We start from the raw sequence: 21,671 nt of genomic DNA, 5'->3' as shown, positions 1-21,671 counted from the left end.
TTTCCAGGTGCCGACGGGTTTGTACGGCGCGCTATCCGCGGCAACGGCCAGGGTCAGAAACAGGGTGATAAAAAAAAGAATGTATTTCATCTTCTCTCCTCTTTTCCCGAGTATAGGCAGAGTGCATTAATAGTTCAAAAACGCTGATCAGTAGTAGGAGGCTTTGCGGTGCCGCATCCGGAGACGCAGCGCCTTCTCGTCGGGAAGGATGGAGGCTACGAGAGCGTGGAAGTCGGCGGAGTGGTTGAAATGGACGCGGTGCGCCAGTTCGTGTACGACGGTATAATCAACCATCGCCTCTTCAAGCTGGAGCAGCAGGGTGTTGTAGGTGATCACCCCCGTCTTCGAGCAGCTCCCCCAGCGCCGTTTCATCTTCCGGAAGCGGATCGCCTCGTACGTCACCCCCATCCGTTCGGCGAACAGGGCGGTTTTTTCGCGCAGCACTGCTTCGGCGCGTTCGCGGTAGAAGCGGTCGCAGCTTCGCCGGAGCGCCTCGGGCGAGTGCGTCTGAAACGCGGCGTCAAGCGACGTAAGGGGTACGATGTCGCCCAGAAAAAGTAGGCTCTCCCCCAGCCGCATCGTCGGCTGCGCGGCGTAGCGGTTCTGCTGGCGAAGGATCCACTCGCGCTTGGAAGTGACGAACGCCTGCAGGTGCCGCTGCCCCCGACCGTTGGACTTGAGCACGACCGTGCCGTCCGCCTCCACACTGAGATAGGCGTGCTTCATCCGGGGATTGACACGGTGCTCGACCTGGATGCCGTCGAACTCAATCACCATAGAGCACCCCCTTGACCGGCCGATAGGCCTCGAGTTTCGCCTCAAAACGCATAGCAGCGTACGCCGGCGATGTCGAGGGAAGCAGCGTACAGGGGACGGAAAGGTCCGGGTAATGTTTTTTGCACCCTTCGAAGGCTTTTTTGCCGGTACAGAAAATATGTTTAACCCCGGGATGCGACGCGAGGAAGGCGGGGATATCGTTGGGGACGAGTTCGCTCAGATTGGCGTCGCTGGAGTTGTTCTCGCTGCGCACCAGAGAGGCGTAACTGTCCCAAAGGGCGATCCCCTGCTCCAGCGCAAAAGCGCGACGGGCGGCTTTGTCCGGGAGCGTCACATCAAAAAGCCGCTCCATGATGGGCCAGAACTGGTTGCGCGGGTGAGCGTAGTAGAAATCGGCTTCGAAGGAGGCGATACTGGGGAAAGAACCGAGGACCAGGACGCGGGATCGGTCGTCGGCGACGGGGGCAAAAGGGTGCTCCAGGCGCATCTACACCCGGTGGTCCATCTTGACGCTCACCTCGTCGTAATCGGTCTTGAAGGCTTTGAGCACGCGGTTGACCTTCTCGATATCGAGGGGCTTGTGCTGCAGCTGGTTTACGGCCTTGTACAGCAGGCTGAAACGCCCTTTGCGCGCCGCGATCCACTTTTCGAGGTTCTTTGTGATCTCGAACGACGCCATCAGCGTATCGAAGGGGATCTGGTAGATGTCGATCAGGGTCGAGAAAACCGCCAGCAGGCGGAGTTCGTCGCTGCGGCGCTCCGGATCGGCGCTGTGCACGTTGGAAACGATGGTGTTCATCAGGTCGATGCGCTCCTCGAAGAAGCGGGAAAAAGGCCCTTTCTCGACGCTGATGTCCGCCCCGCCCTTCGCGTAGATGATGAGCATGAACCAGCGGCGCATGACATCGGGACCGATATCCATGATCATGGCGCGGACGGAACGCGTGGCGTCGTAGCGCTTGATCCCGGTGGAGATGAGATACTGGAAAAACTGGATGGTGAGCTCGTTGTGGCGCTCAAACTCTTTGGCGAATTCGTGGAACGGTACGGTGTCGAGCATCTTGTAAAGGCGACTGACCCCGATCTGTTTGGGTTCGAGGCGGTAGTGCTTGACCGGTACCGGATGCTGGATGTAGTATCCCTGGAAATAGTCGAAACCGAGCCCCTGGTATGCGGAGAACTCGTCGATGGTTTCGACCTTCTGGGCAATGAGCTTATGGTTTTTCTTCAACGTGCCGGCGTATTCGGCAACTTGTTCGACATCGCTGTTTTGAATGTCGATCTTGAGATAACTGATATAGGGCAGTACATTTTCGTACTGGGTAATCGTGTTGGCGGATACGATGAAGTTATCCAGGGCAAAACGGTATCCGTTGTCGTACAGAATTTTCAGCTTGGCGATTTCATTGTGGCGCAGCGGCTCGTTCGCCGCAATCTCGAAGACGCATTGATCGGGACGGAAGGTCTCAATAATATCCGTCATCAAAAAGGCGGGGGAGATATTGAAAAATGCAAGGGTATCTCCCACTGCGCGCTCCCTGCCAATCAGGTTGAATACGCTCAGCATTACTTGCGCAGACATCAGCCGATGCGTCAATGCTGGGTTAGCGGCGTTGTTCTCACCTTCGCGGTGCAGCAGTTCGTAGCCGTAGGTAGCATTGGAAGCATCGATGATGGGCTGTCGCGCAACTTGTACAAACTCTGTCATCGGACTCCTTTGTGTCAACTTCTGATATTGTATATCATAACAGTTTTCGACAGGCTTAGGACACACCGTTTTTAACACGATAGGGAATCGGGTCGGGTATGCCGGCCAGTTCGAAACCTTTGAGGCGGAGCCGGCAGCTGTCGCAGACGCCGCAGGCCGCCGCTTCGTCACTGTAGCAGCTCCAGGTCAGTTCGAGCGGTACGTCGTACGCGAGGGCCTCGGCAACGATCTGCTCCTTTTTAAGGTGCACCAGCGGCATGGCGATGGTGAGCTGCGTTTCATCCCTCGTGCCGAGATTGACGGCGCGCTGCATCGCTTCGATGTAGGCCTCACGGCAGTCGGGGTAGCCGCTCGAGTCCTCCTCGACGACGCCGATGCCGATGACGGAAGCTCCCTCTTTTTCGGCAATGGCGGCGGCGATGCTCAAAAAGATGCCGTTGCGGAACGGTACGTAGGTAACGGGGACGCCGGCTTCGATGCCGCCCGTGGGAACGTCGATGCTTCTATCCGTCAATGCCGAGGCGCCGATGGCGGCGAAGAAGTCCAGGTCGATCTCGTAGGTCTGCCCGGTACCGAGGCGCGCCGTGATGGCCCGGAAGCTCTCCAGCTCCTTTTGCTGCGTGCGCTGGTCGTAGTTGAAATGGACCGCAACGATCTCATACCCCTGAGCGCGGAGCATATAGGCCGCCAGTGTCGAATCCATTCCGCCGCTCATGATACAGACCGCTTTTTTACCCACGTGTGCTCCCCTTATGAATCTTTGACGTTATTATAGCCTGTTTCCCGGCCTTTGAGCGCGGCAATGATGGCATCGGCGACCCGGAAAGCATTGGCGTAGATCGTCCAGGTGTAGGGCACGCTTCCGCCCGTCGGCATGAAGCTCGCATCGGAGACGTAGAGATTGGCGATGCCGTGCATCCTGCAGTCGGGATCGAGGACGGAGTGTTCGGGGTCAGTCCCGAAACGGCACCCTCCGGCGACCAGGTTGGGCGGCGGGGCCGAGGAGATGTCGCTCTCGATCTCTACCGCTTTCATCTGCCGCAGGACACGCTCCGCTTTTGCGGCCAGGTAATTCCCGACCTCGATATCGTGCGGATGGCCGTAGAGGCGGATCTTGCCGACGGGTACTCCCCACTTGTCTTTCACGCTTTCGTCAACAGAAACAAAGCATTTGTCCGTCGGCATCCAGTCGTTAAAGACCTCGAAAGCGAAGATGCGCGACGCCGTGAAGGCGTGCTCAAGCCGCGCCTGCAGTTTCCGTCCCCAGAGCAGATTGCCCTCGTCGTCGTAGAGCTCGCGCAGGGCGCGGCTGACGGGGTTGGGATGTTCGAAGAGGAAATCGATCGTCCCCCCTTTCAGCGCGCGCCCGTTTTGATGATAAACGTACCACTCCTGCAACGAGCGGTTGACGAAGGCGCCGCGCGTCATCAGCTCAAAGCGCTGCCGTTCGTTCAGGCGGGCAAACTCGAACCTCCCCCGCCCGCTGCCGCCGGCGGAAAAGATAAGGTTCTTGCCCAGCTGGCCGTTGGCGTTTCCCAGGCCGTCGGGGTGGAAGTCGTTGCGCGAATTGAACAGCAGGCGTACGCTTTCGATCGCCTGGGCGGCGACGACGAAGGTGCCTGCCGTGACGGTGTGGGATCTGCCGTCGGCATCAAAGTAGTGCGCCGCCGTGACGCGCTGCCGGTCTGCATCGAGTCTGTAGACAAACACGTTCGGCAGAATATCGCACCGCCCCGTCGCTTTCGCCTTTTCAAGGAGTGCCGCGCGGGCGTTGCCCTTGGCGGCCGTCGCGCAGCCGTAGCTGCCGCAAAAGTTGGAGTAGGAACAGCCGCTGCGCCCCAGGGCGTCGAAGGGGAGCACGGCCCTCGGCGTGGGGATGCTGTGGTAGCCGAGTGTTTCGCAGGCCGTATCGAACCAGCCGGAGATGGGCTGCTCCCAGGTCGGCGGGAAGGGGAAGTCCTTCGTGGAGCGGCGCTCCTGGAAGGGGTGTTCGACGACCCGGCCCGAGACGCCGACGAGCTGTTCGACTTTCGTAAAATAGGGCTCCATGTCGTCGTAGGAGATGGGCCAGTCGACGACGTTGGCCCCTTCGACGGGCCCGAAGGCGGATCGGAGCCTGAAATCGACCGGTTTCATCCGGTGGAAATAGCCGCTCATCAGATTCGAGGAGCCTCCCACCATGGAGCCGTTCCAGAAGTTCCAGCCCGATTCCGCCGCGGTCACGCGATCAATGCTGCCGTCACTGCTATAGGTCTCCACGACATGCTGCTCCTCCCGGAGCCGGGGGGTGTAGATGCTGCGGCGGCTGACGGCGATCTCGTCCTTGGTAAAATCCTTCTCCGTCAGATAGGGGCCCTTCTCCAGTACGAGAACACGGTAGCCCGCGCGGCTGAGCTCGTAGGCGACGGGAGAAGCCCCCGCGCCGCTGCCGACGATGCAGATATCATATTGTTTCATATTAACGGTGCCTTCGGCCGGGGATATCCGGGTTCGTACTGCAGCCAGTGCCACCCTGCCTCGTGGGTGTTCGCTCCGTAGACGGGGTCGCTCAGCAGGGCTTCGAAAAGATAGGAGAGTATGCTCCAGAGCCAGTTGTCTCCCCAGGCGAGTCCGGAAACCTTTTGCAGGACCTGCTGGCGCCGCTCCGAATCAAGTACATAGTAAGGTTTGCCGAAATCCTCGCGCGCCTGCAGGTTCAGCCAGCGCGCGCCGTTGGAGAGAAAACGCTTATCCTCTTCATCGACGTAAGGATCGCGCATGACGCCGCCGAGATAGTCGATCGCCTTGAGCAGCCGGGGCGAAGGGGCACTGCCCCCGCCGGGAAAGAGGTCGCGCTGGACGGCGGCGATGGTCTGATACGGCTCGTTGAGCATGGTGACGGGACGGGCGTATTCCGCGCCGCTTTCGGCAGGCAGCAGCAGGAGCGCCGCGCCCCCGAACAGGAGGGTTCGTCGGTTTATCATGAATTGATTGTAGCATAGCGGCAAAAACGGTTCAGTAACGGCACGCTAAAGCACAGATTGGCTAAAATGCCGACTATGATTGATATTGACAACCAGACGGATTTTCAACCGGACTTTACGCTGCTTGACGCCATTGTTGATGCCCTGGACGCAGGCGAGATGGAGCTTGTCATCTGCGACGACGAGACGATCCGCGTACTCAACCGCGATCACCGCGGTATCGACAAAGCGACCGATGTACTGAGCTTCCCTTACGATCCGATGCCGATGGCGCCGATCGGCAGCATCGTCATCAGCGCCGATCATGTGCGCAGCGGCGCGGCGCGTTTCGGCCACAGCGAAGCCGAGGAGTGCGCCCTGCTCTTTCTGCACGGCGTCCTGCACCTGCTGGGCTTCGACCATGAAACGGACGAGGGCGAGATGCGGCGCAAAGAGGAAGAAATCATCAAAGCGCTCGGACTGCCGAGCAGCCTGATCGTCCGTACCGAGGAGGCGTAATGGAGTATCTTGTTTTCATTGCCGCGATGGCGGCGCTGATCTGGGGGGCGGATTTCATTATCCGCGAATCCGAGCGGATTGCCCTGCACTATAACATCTCCCACTTCGTCATCGGTGCGACGCTGGTCGGATTCGGCACCTCCCTGCCGGAGATGGCGGCGTCCATGACGGCATCATGGTACGCCAAACCGGAAATGGCCGTGGCAAACGTCGTGGGCAGCGTGACGATGAATATCACCCTCGTCCTGGGCCTCGTCTTCGTCCTGGCGAAAAAGATGAACCCGAACCGCGATCTGTTCAACCGCGACAGCGCCTGGATCCTCTTTCCCGTCATTCTCTATTTCCTGACGGCTTACGACGGCGTCATCGGCCGTTTCGAGGGCAGTATCTTTGTCATGCTCATGGCTGCCTACCTTTATTTCCTCTTCTCGACGGACGGTTCGGAACTGACCGAAGAGATCGATGAGAGCCTTGAAAAAGAGTCCTTTGCCTGGGGCAAAACAATCGCGCTGCTCCTCGTGGGCTTCGTTATGACCATCGGCGGGGCCCACTTCGTCGTCGAAAGCGCCAGCATGATCGCCCGCAGCCTCGGGGTCAGCGAATGGGTCATCGGCTTGCTGCTGATCGCCTTCGGGACGTCGCTGCCGGAGCTTGTCGTCTCCCTTGTCGCCCTCAAAAAGGGTAATGCCGATCTGAGCATCGGCAATATCATCGGTTCCAACGTGGCCAACTTCGCCATGGTGCTCGGCGGCGCTGCCATTATCCGTCCGCTTCCCATCAACGGGACAAACCTCGCCGACATCTACATTATGATGGCCGCTTCACTCGCCCTGCTGCTGGTCCTTGCCAATAAGCTCTACAGCAAAGCCGGCGGGATCATTCTGCTGATGATCTTTGCCCTCTTCGTCAAAAGCGCACTCGGGCAGTAGGCCCCGGCAGCCGCTATTTTTTGATATACCCGAACTCCACCAGTTTGTCATAGATCTTCGAGACGATGTCGCCGGCGGCGCTGGCCCCGTGGCCGCCGTGTTCAATCAGGGCGGTGACGACGTATTTGGGATGCTTGTAGGGCCCGTAGGTCGTCAACCAGGCGTGCGAGCGCGTATAGTAGGCCATATCCTCCTCTTTGATCCGTTTCTTCGTCGCCTGCGGGATCCCGACCACCTGGGCGGTCCCGGTCTTGCCCGCGATGGGCACCGTGGTTTTGATCTGGGAGGACGCCGTCCCTTTGGGATGGCTGCAGACCTGGCGCATCGCCCGGCGGATAATGGGAAGGTCCGCTTTTTGCGCAGGGGTCAGGACATCCCGGTAGACCGCTTTGGTCAGGTTATTGTCGATCATGCGCGCCAGCCGCGGCCGGGGCAGTTTCCCGCCGGCGAGGAGCGCCGTGTTCTGGGCGATCTGCAGGGGCGTGACGAGCACACTCCCCTGCCCGATGGAGGTGTTGAGCGTCTCGCCGATATACCACGGCTCGTTGTAGCGCTCCCGTTTCCACGCCCGGTTGGGGATGGTGCCAATGAACTCGTTGGGAAGGTCTATCCCCGTTTTGTTGCCCAGGCCGAAGTTTTTCAACCCGTCGCTGATCTTTTCAATCCCGACCTTGAGGCTCCCTTTGTAGAAGTAGTCGTCACAGCTCTCCCGGATCGCCTTGTGCAGGTCGGTCTTGCCGTGCCCCCAGCTTTTCCAGCAGCGGAAATTCCGGTTCCCCAGCTTCATCGTACCGCTGCAGGTGACGTACCACCACTGGCTGATCCCGCTGTCGAGATAGACAAGCCCGATGGAGGGTTTGATGGTAGAGCCCGGCGGATAGAGCCCGTTGACGATCTTGTTCGTAAAGGGCATATCGAGGTCGTTGATCAGTGCGTTCCATTTCTTTGCCGAGATCCCCGAGACGAAGGTATTGGGGTTGTATTCGGGGTAGCTTCCCGCCGAGAGGATCTCGCCGTCAAGGCCCATCACGACCACGGCCCCCGCATTCCCGCGCATCAGTTCGCTGATGTACTGCTGCAGCCGCATGTCGATGGTGAGCACCAGGTTCCGGTTCTCCACCGCCTTGCGGGTTTCGAGCACGGAGATCTCCTCGTTGAGCGCGTTCATCTGCACCGTGCGCTCCCCCGGAATCCCCTCGAGGTAGGTGTTGTACTCTTTCTCCAGGCCCGATTTCCCGACGATGCCCGTCAGTTTGAGCACGGGGTCCTTCTCGATCTCCTGCTGGTTGGATTTCGCCGTATAGCCGATGAGATGCGCCGCGATCTTCTGGTAGGGGTAATAGCGCATCGGCGCCGGGGAGATCTTGACGTTTTCAAGCAGGTTCAGCTCGGAATAGACGGGCAGAATGTCCTCGTATGAGATAAAGTCGGCCACGGCGATCTCGCGGTGGTTGTAGTGCGAATCGTTCTGCTTGTAGATCTTGATCATCTTTTGCGCATCGAGCATCGGCAGCAGCTGCTGGATCCGCTCCAGCGTCGTCTGAAGACTCTCGATCCGCCGCTGGGTGTTCAGATGGGGCATGATCTCGATCTTGAAGCCCAGCTTGTTGATGGCGAGAGGCTTGAAATTCCGGTCAAGTATCTCGCCGCGGACCGGCGCGATGCGCTCCGTTTTGAGTGTGTTCTCCATGGAAAGCTGCTCATAATAACGGTTGGAGTGCACGCTCAGATAGTAGACGCGGCTGAGCAGCGAGACCCAGATAAAAATGAACAGGGCGATGAGGAAACGGGTTCTCACAGCAGCCCCACCAGAAAAAATTCGATCATCATATAGAAGATGACCTTGAAATCAAGCTGCGGCAGCGGCAGGGCGAACATATTCGCAAAAAGGGCTGTAAACGCCCAGTAGCCGACGTAGGCGAGCACCACGATGATCGCGTTGAGGCAGAGATGGCAGGAGACGATACTTTTGATCCGCGGCAGGATCAGGAAGTAGCTGACCGTATAGAAGAAGAGCGTGCTGAGCAGCAGATACCCTTTGGCGGTCTCGGCGATGACCAGCAGGATCAGGATCAGGAAAAACGCGAAGGACGAATGGGTGTCGAGCGCCCTGATGTAGAGGAAAAAAAGGACGCCAAACATCGGCGGCAGATAGAGGTAGTGCATGGAGAGCGCTTCGTAGGGCACGAAGAGCAGCGCGAAAAAAAGCCAGATCAGAGGGTTTTGATCAGCGCGATTTCGTTGCATACCGGAAAGTGCTTGCATTTGATACAGTCGGCCCAGATCTTATGTTCGGGCAGGCTCTCTTTTGGGATCTCGGAAAAGGAGAGTTTTTCGAAAAAACGGGCCGCATAGGTAAGTGCCAGGATCCGTTTGAGTCCGAGTTTTTTGCCCTCTTCCAGTTCCAGTTTGACCAGTTCCGCCCCAATCCCGCGGTTGCGGTAGGGCTCGTCGACAATCAGCGAGCGGATCTCCGCCAGCTCCGGCGAATGCACATGCAGGGCCGTAAAGCCGATCAGGCGCTCGTTGTCAAAGGCGAGGATGTAGGAGCGGATGTTGGTCGCCAGCTCGTCGTTGCTGCGCACGAGAATGGTGCCGTCTTCGACCTTGGGCGCGACGAGGCGCTGCATCGCCTCGATATCGGCCAGGGTCGCTTTTCTATAGTGTATGGCCATCATCATACTCCGTCAGGAGATCGTAAAGGCGTGTCGCCAGTTTTGAAATGCCACGCTTTTTGCTGCTGGAGACGACCAGTGCACCGGGATAGTCCCGCAACAGTGCCCCAAGCTCTTTCTGGTTGAGCTTGTCTCCCTTGGTAAAGACGCGCAGAACAGTCTGACCGGGGCGGCGGATCTGTTCAAGGTACTCAGCGACGGAGCGGTCGATGGGAAGATCGGGGTGGCGCGCATCGACGAGATGGACGAAGACACGGATTTGCTCGCGTTGGGTAATGAAGTCGGTCAGGTTCTTCTCCCAGTCGCTCTTGAGGCTCTTGGAAACCTTTGCGTATCCGAACCCGGGAAGGTCGACCAGTTTTGCCGGATATTTTTCGCGGTTCTCCCGATCCATGAACGTGGCGTCGAAATAGTTGATCAGACGCGTTTTGCCCGGCGTCGCGGAGACCTTTGCAAGGTTTTTGTGATTGCACAGCGCATTGAGCAGCGAACTTTTGCCTGCGTTGGAGCGGGCCATGAAAGCCACCTCGTTGACGGTGTCGTTCTCCGGTGACTGGGAGATGTTCGCGGCGCTCGTCTCGAAATGCGCTTCGACGACCTCGATCACTTCTTTTTCTCCTCGGGGAGATTGAAGATCATGATAACGGGCTGGCGCTCCGCCCCCTTGGCTGCGGCCGTACCCTCCTGGATATTGACCACGACTTCTTCACCGTCGATCTGCTTGTGCTCATCGTGCTGCATGAGGTGGACGTCTCCGTAGAAACTGTACTGCTCTTTGAGCGGCAGATAAATGACCTTCTGCGCACGCCCGCTGTAGGTGGAACCGTTGTCGGCCTTGAGGAAAAACGAGGCGTCGCCGCTGGCGATGTACTTCGTCGGCGTACGATCAGCCGCGGTATAGACCTCGACGCGCGAGGCATTGAGTTCGTCGCTTCCCATCTTGATGTGCACATGGCCCTCAAAGACCGAACGTCCCTTTTTTTCATTTGCCGTAAACGCGTCGGCAACGATTCTGAGCTGTTCGGCTGCATAGAGGCTCCCGGCCACTGCCGTGGCCAGGATAAGGGCTAAAGCGGACTTCACATCTTCTCCTTCATGGTATAGATTCCGACGATCTTTTTCGCACTGATATCGCCGCTGTTGAGGTTATAATAAAGGTTTTTGCCGTCAACGCGGTCCCGGGCCTGCAAGAGCACGAAAGCGCCCGGCGCGCGCACGACCCCGGAACTCTGGTTGTAATCGGCCTGCGCGGTCTCAAAGGTGATCCCGTCGTCGCGTCTGAAGCGCACATCCCCTTCGAGGGAGATCAGCGGCTCTTTATAGATCCCTTTGCGGGCCTTCATCGTCTCAACGTGCCCCTCCGAACGGTCGGTGAGGTTGAGATCGTCCACCTCGTAGCGGTCGGGAAAGCGCGATGCATGCTGCCCCGCCAGTATCGTTTTCACCCCGGTCGACGCGACCTCATAGACCGTAAAATGATCCAGCTCGATCTGTGCGAGCTCCCCCGGGGAGGCAATATCCACCTGCAACGGTTTGAAAAAGAGGAAAATTCCCCCCAGCACCGCCCCGATAAGGAGGTAGAAGGACGTGACGCTCATTGCCACTGTGCGAGAAAGGCCTCTTCCTCGCCGTTACGGCGCATCAGCGCTTCGATCATCTCCCGTACGGCAGCCTCGCCGCCCCGGCGGGAAAGAACGTTGTCGACGCGTCCGGTGATGTATGAAGACGCGTCAGCGGGGGCAAAAGAGACCGCGGCCAGCTCCAGCATTGTCAGGTCGTTCAGGTCGTCACCGACGGCCGCCACCTCTGTCGCGGCATCGATACCGAGATCGCTGCAGAGCATCTCCAGACGTTTGCGTTTATCCTTGACCCCCTGGTAAAGGTGCAGGATCCCCAGTTCGTCCGCGCGACGCTTGACGATGCCCGAACGGCGACCGGTGATGATGGCCACTTCGTGCCCGAGGCGCATCCAGCTTTTGATCGCCAGGCCGTCTTTAACGTTGAACGCCTTGATCTCTTCACCGCTTTCGCCGTAAATGATCTGGCCGTTGGTCAGGCAGCCGTCCACGTCCAGAACGATCAGTTTGATCACAAAACGCCCTTTGTGCTCGGGACGGTGACGCGTTCGTTGCGGGTGACCGCCCGGCGCAGTGCCACAGCGAAGGCTTTGAAGGCCGCCTCGATGACGTGGTGGCGGTTTTTGCCGCGCTGCATCACGATATGCGCGCAGATGCGTGCGTTGAATACGACGGCCCGGAAGAACTCTTCGGCCAGCTCAGCATCGAAGCTGCCGACCTTGCCGCTGACGGGAACGTCGTAATAGAGATAGGGACGGTTGCTCAGGTCCATGTCGCAGCTGACGCTCGCCTCATCCATGACGACGACGGCGTTGCCGAAACGCTCGACCTTCTCGATCGGATAGATCGCCTCGGCCAGCGCCATGGCGATCACGATGCCGACATCCTCGACGCTGTGGTGGTCGTCAATGTGCGTGTCGCCTTGGCAGGAGACGTTCAGATCAATCAGGGCGTGTTTGGCGAAAGCTTCGAGCATGTGGTCGAAAAAACCGACACCGGTTTCGATGCTGCTTTTCCCCTCGCCGTAGAGTTCGAGCTCTACGCGGATCTGCGTCTCTTTGGTATTGCGCTCTTTGACGATCATGCTTATTTCCTTACGATAAAGGCGTGCTCAAAAGGTGACGATGCAATAAAATCGTGCGCCTCGGCCTCGCTTTTGAACTTTCCGAGCCAGACGCGGAAAAGTCTTTCGTTATTATACTCAGTATCCTTGATGATCGTTTTATGCCCTTCGAAACCATCGAATTTCTGCTGGGTGATAGAGGCCCCCTCGAAACGGCGGAAAGCACCGATCTGAATGTAGAACGCACTGACGACCTGCTCCGTCGGTCCGGCGCGCAGCGCCGCCGCCGACGGGATGACGCGCTCGCCTTTACCGGCAAAGCCGAGCACCTCGAGATGCACGTCGGTCGTCCCAGCTCCCACCATCTGAAGATCGGTGGCGGCCTTTTTGGAGAGGTCGATGATCCGCGAAGCGACGAAGGGCCCCCTGTCGTTGATGCGTACGACGGTCTGGCGTCCGTTGCGTCTGTTGGTGACGCGCACGATGGTATTCATCGGCAGGGTTTTGTGCGCGGCGGTGGCGGCGTACATGTCGTAGCGTTCGCCGTTCGAGGTCAGTTTGCCGTGGAAGTCGGGACCGTACCAGCTGGCGCGGCCGTCAAAGGTGTCTCCCTTTTGAACGACCGTAGGAAAGTAGCGGCGGCCGTTGACCGTATAGGGGCGCATCGTGGGGTGTTTGTATGTCGACGATGTCGGCGTTGTCCGGGTGGCGACGGCCGGAGGAGCCTCATAGGCAGTGCGGGACGATACGCCCCGCGTGCTGCACCCGGCGATCAGGAGCAAGAGGGCGAGAAGCGGAAGGATTTTAATCATAAATACTCAGCCGGTCGCCGACGCGGATCAGGCTCCCTTTGATGTTGTTAAGCTTTTTCAGGCTGGAAACCGTCGTCTCGAAAATACGGGCGATCGCCTCGAGGGAGTCACCGCGCTTGACGGTGTATTTGCCGTTTTTCAGATCCAGCGGCTTGGAAAGGGGGATGACAAGCTTCTGTCCGATCCGCAGCATGTTGGTATGCAGACGGTTGAACTCCTTGATCATCTTGTAGGGGACGCGGTACTTTTTCCCTATCCGCGAGAGGTTGTCCCCCGCTTCGACATGGTGAAGCATGTAGAAGGTCTCCAGCGGAGCGGGTTTATAGTTCTGGCGGAATTCGTTCAGTTTGACATAGGGGATATAGATGGTGTACTGCGTGTTTTTGGGCGGTACGAAGTCATACTTGAGGTGGGGATTGAGCGAGGTCAGCTTGTACGCCGGCATGTTGATCAGCTTGGCGACACGGCTGATGCGTTCGCCCCGTGACACCTTGACCTGCGCGATGGAGTAGGCGTTGGCGCGGTTAAGCAAGTAGGCGTACTCCTGGTTGATCATGAAGTCCTCATCCGACGCCAGCAGCGTCAGCGCGACGATCTTGCGGATATAGTTGCGGCTCTCCCTGGGGAGGTAGCGCTTCTTCTCATCGAGCAGCACGGCAATGTTGTCGGTACCCGCCTTTTTGATCGCACGGTAGAGACGCCCTTCCCCGCAGTTGTACGCGATGGCGGCGAGGTACCATTTGTTGAACCTGGCATGGAGCGTCTCCAGGTAGGTGATGGCGGCTTTTGTCGATTTGACAAGGTCCCTGCGCTCATCGACATAATCATTGATCTGCAGGCCGAAGGTGCGCCCCGTTTCGGGCATGAATTGCCATACCCCGGAGGCTTTTTTATGGGAATAGGCATCGATGGAGAAGCCCGACTCCGCCATCGCCAGGAAGAGGAACTCATCAGGAACGTCCGAGTGTACAAGGATGTCCTTGATCATCGGGATGAAAAGGTAGGCCTGGTTAAGGCTCTTAAAGAAGCCGTGGCGCTGGTACTCTGTGCGTTTTTTGCTGATAATCTTTTGAAGTTTGGGGTCGTTCAGAAAAGCGGGAGGCAGATCGAACGCTCGTACGATCTCGGCCTCACGATTCGAGTCCGAATCAAAAAACAGGGCGCCGAAAAGCAGCGCGGGCAGCAAAAAAATGGGTGCAAGAATACGTCCAATAACCAAAAAATCCCCTCTTTTTTGGCTTATTATAACATAGTGCCCTGTTGTTAGAAAATGCCGAAAAGCCGCGAGGCGTTCCGGGTCGTTACCGCCTCGACCGTCTCGACGGGCATGTCGAGCAGCTCGCCCATTTTTGCGGCAACCAGTTTCGTATAGGCCGGTTCGTTGCGCTCGCCGCGGTGCGGATGGGGCGTCAGATAGGGGCCGTCCGTTTCGATCAGGAGGCGCTCTTTCGGGATGTTTGGCAGTACCTGCACCAGCTTGCGCGCGTTCTTGAAGGTCAGCACCCCGCCGATGCCGAAATAGAAGTTCTGGCCGGCGAGCACCAGAAGCTCTTCGTCGGCGTTATAGCAGTGCAGGACGCCCCCGACACGTGATGCCCCCTCCTCTTCGAGGATGACGCGCGCATCATGGCTGGCGTTACGAATATGCACAATCAGCGGTTTGCCGTAGGCCAGCGCGATGCGGATTTGGGCCCGGAACACCTCGGCCTGTTTCCGTTTCTCTTCGGCCTGCTCCTCCTCACTACCTTCGAGCCGGAAATAGTCAAGCCCGCACTCGCCTACCGCGACGCATTTGGGGTGGTTGAGGAATTCGTCGAAACAGGCCGTGTCAAAGCCGTCAAGATCGTAGGGGTGAATACCGACGGCGAAGTAGACGTTCTCATGCGCTTCGGCGATCGCGATGGCCCGAGGCAGGGTCTCGACATCGGCGCCGGGGATGATCAGGCCCTCGACGCCCTCGCGTTCGGCGCGCTCGAGCACCGCATCGAGGTCCTCTTCGTAACGCTCATCGTCGAGATGGATATGGGTGTCGATGATCACGAGACGACCCTTTCGGCGCTGACATGGGCCGTCTCCAGCAGCTCCGTGGCCAGATGGCGGGCTTTCTCCGAAACCGATTCGCCACTGACGATCCGGGCGATCTCCTCCATCCGCTCTTCCTGCGTGGCCAGTTCCCGGACGTGGCTGTGCTCGCTTTTGGTGACGATGAAGTGCTGTTCGCCCATGGCGGTCAGCTGGGGCTGGTGGGAGATGACGAGGATTTGAAAGTGGCGGCTGAGGGTGCGCAGCACCCGGGCGACGCTCATGGACTCCTCGCCGCTGAGGTTGGCGTCGATCTCGTCAAGCATCAACACGCCCTGCTGCCCCTGCATCCCTTCGGACTTGACCGCCAGGAGCGCAAGCCGCAAACGGTTGAACTCCCCGGCGCTGATCTGCTGCAGCGGCGCGCCCTTGAGCTGCAAGGAGGCGCGGTCCTGCCCCTGCGGGCCGAAATCGCCGTGGGTCAGTGTCACTTCCGCACCATCAAGGTAGAGTTGGTGCAGATAACCGTTGATGGAGTCGTTAAGCGTGTACAAGGCGCCGCTGCGGGCAAGGGAGATCTGCGCGGCGCTCTGCGTCAGGGAGGTGTAGAGGGTATTGAGTTCCTGCTGCAGCGCTTCGACATGCTCCTCCAGGGATTCGTAGACGTCGAGCTCTTTTTGTTTGCTGTCGCGGTAGGAGAGCGCCTCCTCGATGCTGCCGTAGCGCCGCTTCAGTTCCGAAAGCGACTCCAGACGGTTGAGGACCTGTTCGATATCGGTGCCCTCGAGGTCATCGAAACGCTCCTGGGCCGAATCGAACTGGGTCCGGAGTTCGTTCATCGTGTCGTCGAAAAAGGCGCCGTCGATGTCCAGCGATTCGAGCACTTCGTTGACGATATGCTCATAATCGAAGATCTGCTGGGCATGGCCGATCTTCTCTTCGAGTTTCTCTTTTTTCGACAGGGATTTCTTGATCTCGAGCAAAGCGTCGTATTCGCCCGGTTCCGGACCGATCTCGTTGATCTTGTTGACTTCGAAACGGGCGAACTCCTCCTGCTCACGGAGTTTGCGTTCGTCCGATTTGAGGCGCTCCATCTCCTGCTCGAGATGCCTGAGCCGCAGATAGCCCTGGTGATAAAGACTGACGTGGTGCGTATGTTTCGCATCGGAAACGGAGACCGTCGCATCGATCAGCCCCAGCAGCGCGTCCGAATCGAAATCGCTGTAATCCTTCAGGCTCAGATGGCGCAGGTGGGTTTTACTGAGCTCCGCCACCGTCGCACGGGAGATGGCCTGGCTGTTAAAGAAGTAGCGCGCCTTCTCTTTCTTCACTTCCCGCAGCACGTTGGGGCTTTCATTGAGCAGCCCACTGGCGCTTTCGTCGATCTGCCAGGAGACAACCGATTCGCTCAGGGCCGCGATGGGGTCATCAAGGCCAAACGAGGCGAGGATGGAACGCATAAAGACGGACTTTCCGCTGCCGCTGGGGCCCGAAAAGACGATGAGCCCCGGTTTGAGGTCAATGGAGACCTCCTCAAATGTAAGACAGTCGCGCAGATGGAAATGTTCGATCATCCTTCCCCCCAGTTCAGTTTTTCCTTGAGCACATCGAAGTAGTTGAAGGCTTTGCGGTGCAGGAGTTTGGCCGGCATATCGGCCAGAGAGATGCGGATGCTGTCCCCTTCGCCGAACTCGTACATATCCTGCCCGTCAACAACGGCCAGCGCGCTCTGGTCCGGTGTCCGGACTTCGATATCGTACTGCCCGGGCAGGACGACCGGCCGCTGGGTCAGCGAGTGCGGACAGATCGGTGTCAGGGCGAAGACCTTCGTCAAGGGGAAGAGGACCGGTCCCCCGGCGGAGAGGTTGTAAGCGGTCGAACCCGTCGGGGTGGAGATGATGACGCCGTCGCCGAAATAGGTGTTGAAGTTTTTGCCGTCGACGAAGGTCTCGACATGGATCATCTTGGAGATGGAGGGGCGGGTGATAACGATGTCGTTGAAGGCGACGACGCGCTTCTCCCCCGCCCCCGTCGTAATCACCGCCTGCAGCATCGCCCGTTCGTCGATACGGTACTCCCCGTTCTGAATCTGCGTCAGGATCTCATCGAGCTCGTCGAGCGCAACGTCGGCGAGAAAGCCGAGTTTCCCGGCGTGGATCCCCATCACGGGCTTGCCGAAACTGTGCGACCGGCGCACGGCGGAGATCAGGGTCCCGTCGCCGCCGATCGTGGCCAGAAGATCGCTCTCCCGGCAGAGGATATCAAACTGCTGCCCCAGAACGCCGATCATGCCGCCGCTGAGGTTGTCGATAAGCACTTCGATGCCATGGGCCTCGAATATCTGCTTGACCCGGTAGAAAACCTCTTTGAGTTCCGGCGTCGACGGCCGCAGGATAATGCCGACTTTTTTCAGTGAAATCTGCGCTGTTTCATTCATGGAACAGATTATACCACGCTGCGCATCGCCGCCGTGATTTCGAGTCAGATTGTTAAAAGTGCAGCGAACCTTCCAGGTAAAACCCCTTTAGCAGGAGATCGATCTTCGTGTTATAGCTCTTTTTTTGGAGCCAGAGCCGGTGCATGCGATACCCCAGTTCGATCGACGGCTTGAAATGGGGCATGACCGTCTCGAAATCGTACCGCCCCGCCAGGCGGAAATCGTAGAGGGTGAAACTGCCTTCATCATAATAATAGTAGGAGAGTTCAACGGCTGCCGGCAGCTGCATGACGGGCATGCTCGCATGCAGGTAGAGCTGCGGCAGCGTCGTGACGTCACTTTCATCATAGTGAAAAGAGCTGTCGTCGATGGTATAGCGCGTCGTGACGTATTTGACGTTGATACCGGCATCCAAGGATACCCAGGAGAGCAGCTCCGCAAACGTATAGTAGAAAGTCGCGTCATACTCCTCCGCGCTCACCTTGTTCGGCGCATCCGCCTGGTAGAGGAAGGGTCCCCAGGTCACGGAGCTTTTTGTGCGCCCGTTATAGGCAATCGACGTGTATGCAAGGCGGAGGCTCGGCACGAAGGGCGGAACTTCCCTGGGCGTGACCTCTGCAAAGATGTAGAAGTTGTATTCATCCTTGTAGCCCAGGTCCCCGACGGAGCTGACGCTTCCCCCGTTTTCGCTATAGGTCAGATCCCCCGATGCCTTGGCGTACCACACCCCCGCCCCCGTTTCTATGTCGGCTTCAAAGGCCTGTAGCGCAGTCGCAAACAGTGCGAAAAGCAGTATTGGCTTCAAAAAAAATGTCACGGGGGTCCTTTAGCATGCAACGTAAACGCACTAAACGTGGCGGTCGTCACTCCGAGCAACACCGCCGCCGGGAGCGCTTTGTGGCGGCGATTATAACATTTACATATAAGTTTTACTAGTTTTTTTGTTACTTAACGTTTCACCAAGGATGGATAATATCGTTGTCGTGGCTCTGTGCGTAAACGGTTCACGCCGCCTTCACAACTGTCCGTTTTGTTTGGCGATCCGGCAGAAACATGCCTCGGATCCCATCTTACCCCTGTCCTTTAGCAATGCTGAATCCCCTATGCGATATAATCGCGAAAATTTTTGCCGCAGGAATCACACCTGCCGGCACAAGGACCCTACGTTTTGAGAAGCCATTACTGTACCGATTTAAACGAAAACAACGTCGGCGAGCGCGTCGAACTCGCCGGCTGGGCGAACAGTTACCGTGACCACGGCGGCATCATCTTTATCGACCTGCGTGACAAAACCGGACTGATCCAGCTCGTCTGCGACCCGGCGGATAACGCCGAAGCGCACCAGATCGCCAACGACGTCCGCGACGAGTTCGTCCTGATAGCCAAAGGGACCATCCGTCTGCGCGGCGAAGGGCTGACGAACCCGCGCCTCAAAACGGGGGCCATCGAGGTCGTCGTCGATGAACTCGTCATCGAGAACCGCTCCGCCCCGATGCCGTTTGTCATCGGCGACGAGAACGTCGGCGAAGAGACCAAGCTCAAGTACCGCTACCTCGACCTGCGTTCCACTTCCTCGTTTGACACCTTCAGACTGCGCTCCAAAGCGGCCATCGCGGCACGCAACGTCCTCGACGAGCTCGGTTTCCTCGAAGTAGAGACACCGATTCTGACGAAATCCACCCCGGAAGGTGCGCGCGACTACCTCGTACCCAGCCGTGTCCACGAAGGCGAGTTCTACGCCCTGCCGCAGTCCCCGCAGCTCTTCAAGCAGCTCCTGATGGTCGGCGGCTTCGACCGCTACTTCCAGATCGCGAAATGTTTCCGTGACGAAGACCTCCGCGCCGACCGCCAGCCGGAATTTACCCAGATCGACGTCGAGATGAGCTTCTGCGACCAGGAAGAGGTCATTGCCGTCGCCGAAAAGCTGATCGTCGGCATGTTCAAAGCCGCCGGCCATGACGTGCAGGCCCCTTTCCCGCGCATGCCGCACAGTGAAGCGATGGAGAGGTACGGTTCCGACAAGCCCGACATGCGCTACGGCCTGGAGATGGTCGACGTCATCGACATCTTCGAGCGCTGCGACAACGAGATCTTCACCGCCATCGCGAAGAACCCGAAACTCAACCGCATCAAGGCGCTCCGCGTTCCGGGCGCCGACCTCGTCTTCTCCAAGCGCGAGATGAAAAGTTTCGAGGATTACGTCCGCAAATTCGGCGCGAAGGGTCTTGGCTACTTCCAGATGAAAGAGGACGGCCTCAAGGGACCGCTGACGAAGTTCTTCTCAGACGAAGATATCCAGGCGATCATCGACCGTACCGAGCTTGAAGTCGGCGACGTCGTCTTCTTCGGCGCCGGCGACAAGCACACCGTCTGGGACTACATGGGGCGCTTCCGTATCTTTATCGCCGAGCATGAGAAGATGAACCTCGTCGACAAAGACCGTTTCGAATTCCTCTGGGTCGTCGACTTCCCGATGTTCGAGATCGACGAAGGACGCGTCAAAGCCCTGCACCACCCCTTCACGATGCCTAAAGACCTTAACCACGAGCACGTCGAAGACATCGAATCCATCGCCTACGACATCGTCCTCAACGGTGTCGAGCTGGGCGGCGGTTCCATCCGTATCCACAAGCAGGATGTCCAGGAGGAGATCTTCAAACTCCTCGGCATCGAGGAGGAGGAAGCCCAGGAGAAATTCGGTTTCCTCCTCGACGCTCTCAAGTTCGGTGCGCCGCCGCACGGCGGTTTCGCGATCGGTTTCGACCGCCTCATCATGCTGCTCGCCAAAAAGGACAGCATCCGCGACGTCATCGCCTTCCCGAAAACCCAGAAGGCCTCCTGTCTGCTTACCCAGGCTCCGAGCAGCGTCGACAACGCCCAGCTGCGTGAACTGCATATCCGCACCAGAGAATCCAAAAGCCAGTCATGAGTCGTAAAAAACTCTTTCTCATTATCGGCGCGCCCGGCTCGGGCAAAACGACCGATTGCGAAGTGATCGCTTCGCGCCACGCGGAGATCACCCACTACTCCGCCGGCGATATGTTCCGCGCGGAGGTCGCGACGGGCAGCGAACGCGGTCAGATCATCAAGGCTATCATCGACCGCGGCGAGATCGTTCCCATCAATATTGCGATCGAGACGATCGTCGGTGCGATCAAGCAGGCGCCGACCAGCGCGGTCATCATCGACGGCTATCCCCGTTCCATCGAGCAGATGGAAGCCCTCGATGACTACCTCGCGGGCGAACCGGAGGTGGCACTGGCAAACGTCATCGAGGTTGTTGTCAGCGAAGAGATCGCCCGTGACCGCGTCCTCGGACGCGCACGCGGGGCGGACGACAACGAGGCGGTCTTTGCACGCCGCATGAAGGTCTACGTCGAGCCGCTGGCCGATATCCAGCACTTTTATACCCAAAAAGGGCTGCTGCACAAGATCAACGGCGAACGCGAACTCGCCCAGGTCGCGGACGAGATGCAGGCCCATATTGAAAGTTTAATTTAACAAGGAAAAGCATGAAAATCATTCTACTCGGCGCGCCCGGCGCAGGCAAAGGCACCCAGGCACAGTTTCTGACGAAGGCGTTCGATATTCCGCAGATCTCCACGGGCGACATGCTCCGCGCGGCGATCAAGGCGGGCACGGAACTGGGCAAGCTGGCGAAATCCTTCATGGATGCGGGCAAGCTTGTCACCGACGAGATCATCATCGGCCTCGTCAAAGAGCGCATTACGGAAGATGACTGCAAGAACGGCTTCCTGCTCGACGGTTTCCCGCGCACTATCGCCCAGGCAGACGCGCTGAAAGAAGCAGGCGTCGCCATTGACGCGGTGATCGAAATCGATGTCCCGGACTCCGAGATCGTCAGCCGCATGTCCGGCCGCCGCGCCCACCTGGCGTCGGGCCGTACCTACCACGTCGTCTACAACCCGCCGAAGGTCGAGGGTAAGGATGATATCACCGGTGAAGAGCTCGTGCAGCGCGACGACGACAAAGAAGAGGTCGTGCTTGACCGCCTGCGCGTCTACCACGAGCAGACCGCACCGCTGATCGGTTACTACACGGCGGAAGCCGAAAACAACAGCGCCGTCAAATATATCCGTATCGACGGTACCCAGCCGATCGACACGGTCCAGACCACGATCCTCTCCGCGCTGAAATAAGCGCCGGGCGGCTCCGCCCTCCTTCCCCTTTCAGACGCTATAATACCTCT

25 protein-coding genes are annotated in these 21,671 nt (G+C 58.4%); 5 read left to right on the top strand and 20 right to left on the bottom strand.

All coding sequences use genetic code 11. The annotated features are described in order from the left end of the window. Nucleotides 1-147: 147 nt before the first annotated feature. From WCX72_RS06370 to WCX72_RS06345, 6 genes are read right to left on the bottom strand one after another with little or no spacing between them, the layout of a single operon-like run. The gene (locus tag WCX72_RS06370) at nt 148-777 is read right to left on the bottom strand and encodes a SprT family zinc-dependent metalloprotease (RefSeq protein WP_231018044.1); all 630 of its coding nucleotides are present in this window, start codon (nt 775-777) and stop codon (nt 148-150) included. Beyond that, nucleotides 767-1,264: a DNA-deoxyinosine glycosylase gene (locus WCX72_RS06365; protein ID WP_345971483.1), complete on the bottom strand. Its 498-nt coding sequence runs from the start codon at nt 1,262-1,264 to the stop codon at nt 767-769. The genes WCX72_RS06370 and WCX72_RS06365 overlap by 11 nt, the downstream gene beginning before the upstream one ends. After that, entirely contained in the window at nt 1,265-2,485 is a 1,221-nt protein-coding gene (locus tag WCX72_RS06360) for an EAL domain-containing protein (RefSeq protein WP_345971481.1), read from the bottom strand. A 55-nt stretch (nt 2,486-2,540) separates the two neighbouring features. Further along, complete coding sequence (queC, locus tag WCX72_RS06355) at nt 2,541-3,224, bottom strand: 7-cyano-7-deazaguanine synthase QueC (RefSeq protein ID WP_255707097.1); 684 nt, start codon at nt 3,222-3,224, stop codon at nt 2,541-2,543. An 11-nt stretch (nt 3,225-3,235) separates the two neighbouring features. Continuing rightward, nucleotides 3,236-4,942, bottom strand: a complete 1,707-nt coding sequence (locus WCX72_RS06350; RefSeq protein WP_345971480.1) for a GMC family oxidoreductase — start codon at nt 4,940-4,942, stop codon at nt 3,236-3,238. After that, nucleotides 4,939-5,448, bottom strand: coding sequence for a gluconate 2-dehydrogenase subunit 3 family protein (locus WCX72_RS06345; RefSeq protein WP_345971479.1), 510 nt, complete (start codon nt 5,446-5,448; stop codon nt 4,939-4,941). The genes WCX72_RS06350 and WCX72_RS06345 overlap by 4 nt, the downstream gene beginning before the upstream one ends. A gap of 75 nt (nt 5,449-5,523) precedes the next feature. Between WCX72_RS06345 and ybeY the strand changes: the two genes are divergently transcribed. Then, a complete protein-coding gene (gene ybeY / locus WCX72_RS06340; protein ID WP_345971478.1) occupies nt 5,524-5,946 on the top strand; it encodes an rRNA maturation RNase YbeY in 423 nt (140 codons plus the stop codon). Next, on the top strand, nt 5,946-6,875 hold the full coding sequence (locus tag WCX72_RS06335) for a calcium/sodium antiporter (protein ID WP_345971476.1): 930 nt from the start codon (nt 5,946-5,948) through the stop codon (nt 6,873-6,875). The genes ybeY and WCX72_RS06335 overlap by 1 nt, the downstream gene beginning before the upstream one ends. A 13-nt stretch (nt 6,876-6,888) precedes the next feature. On the opposite strand, the gene mrdA is transcribed toward WCX72_RS06335, so the two are convergent. Genes mrdA through WCX72_RS06265 form a run of 14 tightly spaced genes read right to left on the bottom strand, consistent with a single transcriptional unit; the run spans nt 6,889 to nt 18,278 of the window. Then, the gene (gene mrdA, locus WCX72_RS06330; RefSeq protein ID WP_345971474.1) at nt 6,889-8,673 is read right to left on the bottom strand and encodes a penicillin-binding protein 2; all 1,785 of its coding nucleotides are present in this window, start codon (nt 8,671-8,673) and stop codon (nt 6,889-6,891) included. Then, on the bottom strand, nt 8,670-9,122 hold the full coding sequence (locus WCX72_RS06325; RefSeq protein WP_345971473.1) for a hypothetical protein: 453 nt from the start codon (nt 9,120-9,122) through the stop codon (nt 8,670-8,672). The genes mrdA and WCX72_RS06325 overlap by 4 nt, the downstream gene beginning before the upstream one ends. Continuing rightward, the gene (locus tag WCX72_RS06320) at nt 9,089-9,550 is read right to left on the bottom strand and encodes an N-acetyltransferase (RefSeq protein ID WP_345971529.1); all 462 of its coding nucleotides are present in this window, start codon (nt 9,548-9,550) and stop codon (nt 9,089-9,091) included. Before WCX72_RS06320 ends, WCX72_RS06325 begins: the two co-directional genes overlap by 34 nt. Beyond that, on the bottom strand, nt 9,534-10,157 hold the full coding sequence (gene yihA, locus WCX72_RS06315) for a ribosome biogenesis GTP-binding protein YihA/YsxC (RefSeq protein WP_345971471.1): 624 nt from the start codon (nt 10,155-10,157) through the stop codon (nt 9,534-9,536). The genes WCX72_RS06320 and yihA overlap by 17 nt, the downstream gene beginning before the upstream one ends. Continuing rightward, complete coding sequence (gene lptA, locus WCX72_RS06310) at nt 10,154-10,633, bottom strand: lipopolysaccharide transport periplasmic protein LptA (protein ID WP_345971469.1); 480 nt, start codon at nt 10,631-10,633, stop codon at nt 10,154-10,156. Before lptA ends, yihA begins: the two co-directional genes overlap by 4 nt. Beyond that, nucleotides 10,630-11,148 carry a hypothetical protein gene (locus WCX72_RS06305; protein ID WP_345971468.1) on the bottom strand — a complete coding sequence of 173 codons (519 nt, stop codon included), beginning with the start codon at nt 11,146-11,148 and terminating at the stop codon, nt 10,630-10,632. Before WCX72_RS06305 ends, lptA begins: the two co-directional genes overlap by 4 nt. After that, nucleotides 11,145-11,642 carry an HAD-IIIA family hydrolase gene (locus tag WCX72_RS06300; RefSeq protein ID WP_345971467.1) on the bottom strand — a complete coding sequence of 166 codons (498 nt, stop codon included), beginning with the start codon at nt 11,640-11,642 and terminating at the stop codon, nt 11,145-11,147. The genes WCX72_RS06305 and WCX72_RS06300 overlap by 4 nt, the downstream gene beginning before the upstream one ends. Beyond that, complete coding sequence (hisB, locus tag WCX72_RS06295) at nt 11,639-12,211, bottom strand: imidazoleglycerol-phosphate dehydratase HisB (RefSeq protein ID WP_345971466.1); 573 nt, start codon at nt 12,209-12,211, stop codon at nt 11,639-11,641. The genes WCX72_RS06300 and hisB overlap by 4 nt, the downstream gene beginning before the upstream one ends. Nucleotides 12,212-12,213: 2 nt before the next feature. Beyond that, nucleotides 12,214-13,002, bottom strand: coding sequence for a septal ring lytic transglycosylase RlpA family protein (locus WCX72_RS06290; protein WP_345971464.1), 789 nt, complete (start codon nt 13,000-13,002; stop codon nt 12,214-12,216). Further along, nucleotides 12,995-14,221 carry a LysM peptidoglycan-binding domain-containing protein gene (locus tag WCX72_RS06285; protein WP_345971462.1) on the bottom strand — a complete coding sequence of 409 codons (1,227 nt, stop codon included), beginning with the start codon at nt 14,219-14,221 and terminating at the stop codon, nt 12,995-12,997. Before WCX72_RS06285 ends, WCX72_RS06290 begins: the two co-directional genes overlap by 8 nt. A 44-nt stretch (nt 14,222-14,265) precedes the next feature. Then, nucleotides 14,266-15,042, bottom strand: coding sequence for a TatD family hydrolase (locus tag WCX72_RS06280; protein WP_345971461.1), 777 nt, complete (start codon nt 15,040-15,042; stop codon nt 14,266-14,268). After that, a complete protein-coding gene (locus tag WCX72_RS06275) occupies nt 15,039-16,598 on the bottom strand; it encodes an AAA family ATPase (protein WP_345971459.1) in 1,560 nt (519 codons plus the stop codon). The genes WCX72_RS06280 and WCX72_RS06275 overlap by 4 nt, the downstream gene beginning before the upstream one ends. Beyond that, nucleotides 16,595-17,461, bottom strand: coding sequence for an NAD(+)/NADH kinase (locus WCX72_RS06270; protein WP_345971458.1), 867 nt, complete (start codon nt 17,459-17,461; stop codon nt 16,595-16,597). Before WCX72_RS06270 ends, WCX72_RS06275 begins: the two co-directional genes overlap by 4 nt. Before the next feature lie 52 nt (nt 17,462-17,513). Further along, complete coding sequence (locus tag WCX72_RS06265; protein ID WP_345971457.1) at nt 17,514-18,278, bottom strand: TIGR04219 family outer membrane beta-barrel protein; 765 nt, start codon at nt 18,276-18,278, stop codon at nt 17,514-17,516. Nucleotides 18,279-18,629: 351 nt separating this feature from the next. Between WCX72_RS06265 and aspS the strand changes: the two genes are divergently transcribed. The 3 genes from aspS to adk are packed head-to-tail and all read left to right on the top strand — an operon-like array spanning nt 18,630 to nt 21,621. Continuing rightward, nucleotides 18,630-20,390 (top strand): aspartate--tRNA ligase, encoded by a 1,761-nt coding sequence (gene aspS, locus WCX72_RS06260; protein WP_345971456.1) that lies wholly within the window; start codon nt 18,630-18,632, stop codon nt 20,388-20,390. Beyond that, nucleotides 20,387-20,962, top strand: a complete 576-nt coding sequence (locus WCX72_RS06255; RefSeq protein ID WP_345971454.1) for an adenylate kinase — start codon at nt 20,387-20,389, stop codon at nt 20,960-20,962. Before aspS ends, WCX72_RS06255 begins: the two co-directional genes overlap by 4 nt. Nucleotides 20,963-20,973: 11 nt before the next feature. Further along, complete coding sequence (gene adk, locus WCX72_RS06250) at nt 20,974-21,621, top strand: adenylate kinase (protein ID WP_345971452.1); 648 nt, start codon at nt 20,974-20,976, stop codon at nt 21,619-21,621. Nucleotides 21,622-21,671: the final 50 nt, after the last annotated feature.

The organism is Thiomicrolovo immobilis (assembly GCF_039645955.1).
GTDB classification, from domain to species: Bacteria; Campylobacterota; Campylobacteria; order Campylobacterales; family Sulfurimonadaceae; genus Thiomicrolovo; species Thiomicrolovo diazotrophicus.
The sequence above is the reverse complement of the archived record's forward strand: the minus strand, read 5'-3'. Positions and strand labels throughout refer to the sequence as shown.

Excerpts from the sequence above, each read along its gene's own strand:
- WCX72_RS06370 (WP_231018044.1), bottom strand. The coding sequence starts at position 777 with ATGGTGATTGAGTTCGACGGCATCCAGGTCGAGCACCGTGTCAATCCC.
- WCX72_RS06365 (WP_345971483.1), bottom strand. The coding sequence starts at position 1,264 with ATGCGCCTGGAGCACCCTTTTGCCCCCGTCGCCGACGACCGATCCCGC.
- WCX72_RS06360 (WP_345971481.1), bottom strand. The coding sequence starts at position 2,485 with ATGACAGAGTTTGTACAAGTTGCGCGACAGCCCATCATCGATGCTTCC.
- WCX72_RS06350 (WP_345971480.1), bottom strand. The coding sequence starts at position 4,942 with ATGAAACAATATGATATCTGCATCGTCGGCAGCGGCGCGGGGGCTTCT.
- WCX72_RS06345 (WP_345971479.1), bottom strand. The coding sequence starts at position 5,448 with ATGATAAACCGACGAACCCTCCTGTTCGGGGGCGCGGCGCTCCTGCTG.
- ybeY (WP_345971478.1), top strand. The coding sequence starts at position 5,524 with ATGATTGATATTGACAACCAGACGGATTTTCAACCGGACTTTACGCTG.
- WCX72_RS06335 (WP_345971476.1), top strand. The coding sequence starts at position 5,946 with ATGGAGTATCTTGTTTTCATTGCCGCGATGGCGGCGCTGATCTGGGGG.
- WCX72_RS06325 (WP_345971473.1), bottom strand. The coding sequence starts at position 9,122 with ATGCAACGAAATCGCGCTGATCAAAACCCTCTGATCTGGCTTTTTTTC.
- WCX72_RS06320 (WP_345971529.1), bottom strand. The coding sequence starts at position 9,550 with ATGGCCATACACTATAGAAAAGCGACCCTGGCCGATATCGAGGCGATG.
- WCX72_RS06305 (WP_345971468.1), bottom strand. The coding sequence starts at position 11,148 with ATGAGCGTCACGTCCTTCTACCTCCTTATCGGGGCGGTGCTGGGGGGA.
- hisB (WP_345971466.1), bottom strand. The coding sequence starts at position 12,211 with ATGATCGTCAAAGAGCGCAATACCAAAGAGACGCAGATCCGCGTAGAG.
- WCX72_RS06290 (WP_345971464.1), bottom strand. The coding sequence starts at position 13,002 with ATGATTAAAATCCTTCCGCTTCTCGCCCTCTTGCTCCTGATCGCCGGG.
- WCX72_RS06275 (WP_345971459.1), bottom strand. The coding sequence starts at position 16,598 with ATGATCGAACATTTCCATCTGCGCGACTGTCTTACATTTGAGGAGGTC.
- WCX72_RS06270 (WP_345971458.1), bottom strand. The coding sequence starts at position 17,461 with ATGAATGAAACAGCGCAGATTTCACTGAAAAAAGTCGGCATTATCCTG.
- WCX72_RS06255 (WP_345971454.1), top strand. The coding sequence starts at position 20,387 with ATGAGTCGTAAAAAACTCTTTCTCATTATCGGCGCGCCCGGCTCGGGC.
- adk (WP_345971452.1), top strand. The coding sequence starts at position 20,974 with ATGAAAATCATTCTACTCGGCGCGCCCGGCGCAGGCAAAGGCACCCAG.